Raw genomic sequence first — 4,447 nt, 5'->3', positions numbered from 1 at the left:
AAAATGATGTCCTTACAGATTATGCATTTGATGGTTACAGCTACATTATGAGACATAGAGTTGGACTTTGGAACCAGGCAGAAAGAACACTTACACAAGAAGAATTATATTCATCAATAAATTACGATGATGAAGAAATCTTAACAAAATACAAAGAAGCCCTTGCAAAAGAAAAAGGATGTTCTGTTAGAGATCTATCTAAGGCTGATATCAATAAGTCATTCAAAGCATGTAATTTGTATTGTTTCTGTGAAAGAAGTATGAAAAAAGCTTTCGGAGAGTTTGATATGGTTGATGAAGATCCATCAGAAAAAGAAGGTGATGGTTCTAAATTCAACCTTATAAACAATCAATAATAATTGATAATGTGTAACAATTTGAGCATCATGTTATTTTTACGCAATGCTCTATAACAGAAAGTCCGATTTTGTCGGACTTTATTTTTGATTCGATATACTTACTAGATCCTAATCATCCACTCAAATATTGCATTATTCCTTTATCCATTCAGTATCAAAAACTATTTTTAATCATATATAATATAAATATGCATAGGAGAATAATGGATGAAAACAATTAGCAATTCATGGTCTTTTTCGGATTTTTTAGATGATAATTACATTTATATAGACAAAACAGAAACCATTTATAATCTCTTAAAAAATGAAAAGAAAGTTTTCATCTCAAGACCACGTAGATTCGGAAAGTCCTTAACACTAGATACCATAGGAACTTTGTATGAGTATGGCGTAAATCCTTATTTTAAAAATACTTGGATCTTTGATAAATGGACAGAACCTACATATCCTGTTCTTAGAATTGATTTTTTAAAATGCTCTGTCACAGATATTGATGATTTTAAAAAACAATTTGTCCTAATTCTTAACAGATTTGCATCAAAACACAAACTATCTGAATATGAACAAAATTCAGATCCTGCAACTGCTTTGGATAACCTATTAGAAGGTCTAAAAGCAGAAGATAAAAAAGTTGTTATTCTTATTGATGAATACGATAGACAGCTAACAGCAAACATTACTAATTCAGAACTTTATGATAAATTCAGAGAAATACAGCGTAATCTTTATGCTATCATGAAAAGTAATACATCTATTAAGTTTCTTGCTGTTACTGGTGTTACAAGACTAAAAGATACCGCTATATTTTCTGCAGGCTCTGATATAAAAGACATTTCAAATTACAGCGAATACTCTCAGCTTATTGGTTTTACAAGAGAGGAAATCAAGCATTTTTATATTGAATATATAAAACTTACAGCAGCTTACGAAAACTCAATTAGCACAGAAAAAGTAAATGATCTGATGATAGAAGCATTGCTCGATAAGCTTGCTTATTACTATGATGGGTATTGTTTTGATAAGAAATACCAGAAAAAAGTTTTCTCAACTTGGTCTGTAAATAACTTTTTCCAGGAGGTTAAATCATCTGGCGAAGTATTTTTTGGAGATTATTGGTTTGAAAATGGTGGAATACCATCCATACTTGCAAACTATCTAAAGGATCACGAATTAAAAGCTTTTGATTATCTTGATGAAAATAGCACAGTTACTGTTTCTACAAACAGCTTTTTAAATCCAACATCACTACTAAACATTGATCAGAATGTTCTGATGTGCCAGACTGGTTATTTGACATTACGCTCATCTTTATCATCAGGTGAATCTAAAATCGACCTAGGTATTCCAAACAGAGAAATATATAAAGCGCTATTGCAGCTTATTTCTTTAAATTTCTTTTGTGATAACGTATCAATCAGAAATGATAAAAGAGAGAATATTCTAGATTGTGGTAATGCTAGAGATATTATCGAGTTATTCAATAAAGCAATAAATACTATTGCCTATGATAAATTTCCGATTAAATCTGAACATGCACTTGAATCATTAATAATGCTCTACCTTTTAGGTGCTGGTGTTGATGTATGTTCCGAATCACATTCATCAAAAGGAAGATCTGATTTAAAAATCGAAAGAGAAAATAGAAGAATTGTCATTGAGTTTAAATTTGCGAAAAATGAAAAAGAAGCAAAAAATAAACTTAAAGAGGCTGTAGAACAGATTAGAAATCGAGACTATGGTAATACGCTGCCATTAAAGAGTGATCTTTTAAGAATTGCAGCTGTTTACAATTCTGATCCAACTGTCAGAAAAATCAGTGATTTTGAACTTGTTTAATCATATAAAAAGAGCGTGAGTTTATCACGCCCTTGTTTTTGAAAGCTGAATATTATTCAGGCTTTGAAGTTCTCTCGTCAATAATACGCTTTGACTTATGCTCAGAACGTGTATTCAGATCGCCGTCCTTGTGAACAACAACTGAATATGGCTTAACACCGATTCTTGCCTTTAGTGACTTAGAAACTAAATCTGCTACATTCTCATCAGAATCTAAGTTGTCAAACTTCTTCTCAACCTCAACTGAGTACTTGCAGGTAAAGTCCTTCTCAAAGATTCTGATTAAATACTCACCTGTAATACCAGAAATTGAACGGATACCTGCTTCAACGTCTGATGGGAATACGTTAACAGCTGATACAATGAACATATCATCCTTACGGCCTAAAACATGGATTCTGCCATGAGTTCTACCGCACTTACACTTACTTGTATCAATCCAGCCAATATCACCGGTACGGAATCTGATTAGAGGACGAGCATGCTTTCTTAAAGTTGTAAACACAAACTCACCCTTTGAACCTGGAGGTAATACCTTACCAGTTGCAGGATCAACAGTTTCAACAAGAATGTGGTTCTCAGCAATGTGCAGACCATCTTTGTATTCACACATTGCAGCGCAGGCACCGAAGATATCTGATAAACCGTAGAAGTCATATACCTGTGCGCCCCATAATTCCTCAATAGCATTTCTAGTTGCTGAAATAGAACCACCAAGCTCACCTGCCACGATGATTTTCTTGATGTTCAGATCTTTCTTAGGATCGATACCGCTCTTAAGAGCCTTTTCACCTAACTGCCATGCATATGATGGGGAAGTCCAGATTACTGTTGGCTGATATGTCTTTAATACCCATAATAATCTTTCAGATGGTAAAGTACCGCCCCAGATACATAAAGCACCAGTTCTCTGAGCACCGATTACGTCAGGACCACCAACATATAATGAGAAATTCAGAGCATGAACATAACGATCTGTAGGTCTCATGCCAACCTGCCAGAACCAGCGGGCTTCTGTATCCTGGAATTCATCAAAGTCTTTTTGTGTAAATGGAGAAATTGTTGGAACACCGGTTGAGCCTGATGATGTTGAAATAAATACAACATCCTTCTCATCTACTGCACAAAGCTCACCCAAGAAAGAGCCTACGCCCTGAGTATCACGCTGAGTCTTCTTGTTGATGAATGGGAATTTCTCGATATCCTTTAAAGTCTTAATATCAGATGGTTTTACACCAGCTTCATCAAATGAGCGCTTGTAGTATGGAGAATTGTCATAAGCAAACTGAACAATCTCTTTTAGATCCTTAAGCTGATTTGCCTCAAGCTCTTCTCTTGGCATACATTCTAAGTGTTCGTCCCAATATTTTGAATCATTGATTGGCATTTGTAGCTAACCTCTTTTCGTATTTTCCTAGTTAAAGTACTTGTTTAAATAATTCCATTTTTTATCGCGCGAAGCTTCTATCAACTGAATATCCTCATCAGACAGATGCTTGAAACGCCCCTGTTTTTTGATGTATGTTGCTACATCAGAAAATTCTTTTATCTTGCGGTTAAGCTTATATTCACCGTTTTCAAATTCAGCAAGGTACCATAAACCGCAATCTACAACCTCTTTTGCTATTTCGACACAATCTTCAGTCTTGATACCCCAGCCTGTTGGGCATGGTGCAATAATATGAATATATTTTGTGCCGCGAATAGAAGCTGCCTTTTCAACCTTTTTCATAAAATCAGGAAGGTAACCAATTGATGCAGTGGCAGCATATGTAATACCATGAGCTGCAACAATCTCAAACATATTCTTCTTGTTGTGAAGATTGCCTTTGATTACGCTTCCAACAGGTGTTGTAGTTGTACGTGCACCAAACGGTGTAAGTGAGCTTTTTTGAATACCTGTATTCATATAAGCTTCGTTGTCATAGCAGATGTACAGAATGTCATCATTTCTGTCTATTGCACCTGACAGTGCCTGAATACCGATATCTGCAGTGCCACCGTCACCTGCAAAACCTACAACCTGAAAATCTGTTTTACCAAGAGCCTTAAGACCTGCCTGAATACCAGTCATCATTGATGCTGTACCGGCAAAGGTTGAGATAATTGCATTATTTGCAAAGCTAAGCTGAGGAAAATTAAAACCAACAGCTGACATACAACCTGCAGGAAGAACAGCAACTGAGCGTCTACCTAAAATCTTAAGAGCAATTCTAACTGCAAGAGAACCACCACATCCTGCGCATGCTTTA

General features: G+C 35.3%; 4 protein-coding genes. 2 read left to right on the top strand and 2 right to left on the bottom strand.

The genetic code is table 11. The annotated features are described in order from the left end of the window. On the top strand, positions 1-356 hold a 356-nt coding region (locus ACJML3_RS10600), incomplete at its 5' end, for a hypothetical protein (protein WP_406023077.1). A gap of 210 nt (positions 357-566) precedes the next feature. After that, positions 567-2,195: an AAA family ATPase gene (locus ACJML3_RS10595; protein ID WP_406023075.1), complete on the top strand. Its 1,629-nt coding sequence runs from the start codon at positions 567-569 to the stop codon at positions 2,193-2,195. A 52-nt stretch (positions 2,196-2,247) separates the two neighbouring features. Here the strand turns inward: ACJML3_RS10595 and ACJML3_RS10590 are convergent, their stop codons facing one another. Next, a complete protein-coding gene (locus tag ACJML3_RS10590) occupies positions 2,248-3,582 on the bottom strand; it encodes a phenylacetate--CoA ligase family protein (protein WP_406023073.1) in 1,335 nt (444 codons plus the stop codon). Positions 3,583-3,609: 27 nt separating this feature from the next. Further along, positions 3,610-4,447: thiamine pyrophosphate-dependent enzyme (locus tag ACJML3_RS10585; RefSeq protein ID WP_406023071.1), on the bottom strand; the 838-nt coding region annotated here is incomplete at its 5' end.

It is taken from the genome of Succinivibrio sp. (genome assembly GCF_045124615.1).
GTDB lineage: Bacteria > Pseudomonadota > Gammaproteobacteria > Enterobacterales > Succinivibrionaceae > Succinivibrio > Succinivibrio faecicola.
The sequence above is the reverse complement of the archived record's forward strand: the minus strand, read 5'-3'. Positions and strand labels throughout refer to the sequence as shown.